The following is a 2,916-nucleotide window of genomic DNA, read 5'->3' as shown; positions in this document are numbered from 1 at the left end:
TAACGAGACAGACTCGTTATAGGGTCAAGCGAACAAGTGCATGTGGTGGATGCCTTGGCGATCACAGGCGATGAAGGACGCGGTAGCCTGCGAAAAGCTACGGGGAGCTGGCAAACGAGCTTTGATCCGTAGATGTCCGAATGGGGAAACCCACTCCTTTTGGAGTATCCATGGCTGAATACATAGGCCATGTGAAGCGAACGCGGTGAACTGAAACATCTAAGTAACCGCAGGAAAAGAAATCAACCGAGATTCCCAAAGTAGTGGCGAGCGAAATGGGATGAGCCTTGCACTCTTTATTTGTATTGTTAGCCGAACGCTCTGGAAAGTGCGGCCATAGCAGGTGATAGCCCTGTAGGCGAAAACAGTATGAAAGAACTAGGTGTGCGACAAGTAGGGCGGGACACGTGAAATCCTGTCTGAAGATGGGGGGACCATCCTCCAAGGCTAAATACTCGTGATCGACCGATAGTGAACCAGTACCGTGAGGGAAAGGCGAAAAGAACCCCGGGAGGGGAGTGAAATAGATCCTGAAACCGCATGCATACAAACAGTCGGAGCCTCGTAAGGGGTGACGGCGTACCTTTTGTATAATGGGTCAGCGACTTACGTTCAGTAGCAAGCTTAACCGTATAGGGCAGGCGTAGCGAAAGCGAGTCCGAATAGGGCGTTCAGTTGCTGGGCGTAGACCCGAAACCAAGTGATCTATCCATGGCCAGGATGAAGGTGCGGTAACACGTACTGGAGGTCCGAACCCACTAACGTTGAAAAGTTAGGGGATGAGCTGTGGATAGGGGTGAAAGGCTAAACAAACTTGGAAATAGCTGGTTCTCTCCGAAAACTATTTAGGTAGTGCCTCGTGTCTCACCTTCGGGGGTAGAGCACTGTCATGGTTGGGGGGTCTATTGCAGATTACCCCGCCATAGCAAACTCCGAATACCGAAGAGTGCAATCACGGGAGACAGACATCGGGTGCTAACGTCCGGTGTCAAGAGGGAAACAACCCAGACCGCCAGCTAAGGTCCCCAAATATAGCTAAGTGGGAAACGAAGTGGGAAGGCTAAAACAGTCAGGAGGTTGGCTTAGAAGCAGCCACCCTTTAAAGAAAGCGTAATAGCTCACTGATCGAGTCGTCCTGCGCGGAAGATGTAACGGGGCTAAGCTATATACCGAAGCTGCGGATGCGTGCTTAGCACGCATGGTAGGAGAGCGTTCCGTAAGCCTGCGAAGGTGCGTTGAAAAGCGTGCTGGAGGTATCGGAAGTGCGAATGCTGACATGAGTAGCGATAAAGGGGGTGAAAGGCCCCCTCGCCGTAAGCCCAAGGTTTCCTACGCAACGTTCATCGGCGTAGGGTGAGTCGGCCCCTAAGGCGAGGCAGAAATGCGTAGCTGATGGGAAGCAGGTCAATATTCCTGCACCATTGTTAGATGCGATGGGGGGACGGATCGCGGAAGGTTGTCCGGGTGTTGGAAGTCCCGGTCGCTGCATTGGAGAAGGCACTTAGGCAAATCCGGGTGCGTAATTCAAGGGTGTGGCGCGAGCTCCTTAGGGAGCGAAGCAATTGGAAGTGGTTCCAAGAAAAGCCTCTAAGCTTCAGTCTAACGATGACCGTACCGCAAACCGACACAGGTGGGCGAGATGAGTATTCTAAGGCGCTTGAGAGAACTCGGGAGAAGGAACTCGGCAAATTGGTACCGTAACTTCGGGATAAGGTACGCCCTTGTAGCTTGACTGGCCTGCGCCAGGAGGGTGAAGGGGTTGCAATAAACTGGTGGCTGCGACTGTTTAATAAAAACACAGCACTCTGCAAACACGAAAGTGGACGTATAGGGTGTGACGCCTGCCCGGTGCCGGAAGATTAAATGATGGGGTGCAAGCTCTTGATTGAAGTCCCGGTAAACGGCGGCCGTAACTATAACGGTCCTAAGGTAGCGAAATTCCTTGTCGGGTAAGTTCCGACCTGCACGAATGGCGTAACGATGGCCACACTGTCTCCTCCCGAGACTCAGCGAAGTTGAAGTGTTTGTGATGATGCAATCTACCCGCGGCTAGACGGAAAGACCCCATGAACCTTTACTGTAGCTTTGCATTGGACTTTGAACCGATCTGTGTAGGATAGGTGGGAGGCTATGAAACCGGAACGCTAGTTTCGGTGGAGCCGTCCTTGAAATACCACCCTGGTTTGTTTGAGGTTCTAACCTTGGCCCGTGATCCGGGTCGGGGACAGTGCATGGTAGGCAGTTTGACTGGGGCGGTCTCCTCCCAAAGCGTAACGGAGGAGTACGAAGGTACGCTAGGTACGGTCGGAAATCGTGCTGATAGTGCAATGGCATAAGCGTGCTTAACTGCGAGACCGACAAGTCGAGCAGGTGCGAAAGCAGGTCATAGTGATCCGGTGGTTCTGTATGGAAGGGCCATCGCTCAACGGATAAAAGGTACTCTGGGGATAACAGGCTGATACCGCCCAAGAGTTCATATCGACGGCGGTGTTTGGCACCTCGATGTCGGCTCATCTCATCCTGGGGCTGTAGCCGGTCCCAAGGGTATGGCTGTTCGCCATTTAAAGAGGTACGTGAGCTGGGTTTAAAACGTCGTGAGACAGTTTGGTCCCTATCTGCCGTGGGCGTTGGATATTTGAAGGGGGCTGCTCCTAGTACGAGAGGACCGGAGTGGACGAACCTCTGGTGTACCGGTTGTCACGCCAGTGGCATCGCCGGGTAGCTATGTTCGGAAGAGATAACCGCTGAAAGCATCTAAGCGGGAAACTCGCCTTAAGATGAGATATCCCTGGGGACTAGATCCCCTTGAAGGGTCGTTCGAGACCAGGACGTTGATAGGTCAGGTGTGTAAGCGCAGTAATGCGTTCAGCTAACTGATACTAATTGCCCGTAAGGCTTGATCCTATAACAAGTCTG

Annotated in this window: 1 rRNA gene; it reads left to right on the top strand. The window is 52.7% G+C overall.

Going from position 1 to position 2,916, the window contains the following annotated elements:
- The first annotated feature begins 22 nt into the window (after window positions 1-22).
- Window positions 23-2,904: ribosomal RNA gene (locus CFB82_RS41135) — 23S ribosomal RNA — on the top strand.
- Window positions 2,905-2,916: the final 12 nt, after the last annotated feature.

The sequence above is a fragment of the Burkholderia sp. HI2714 genome, assembly GCF_002223085.1.
GTDB lineage: Bacteria > Pseudomonadota > Gammaproteobacteria > Burkholderiales > Burkholderiaceae > Burkholderia > Burkholderia lata_D.
Note: the sequence above shows the minus strand (reverse complement) of the source record. Positions and strands in the feature narration are given on the sequence as shown.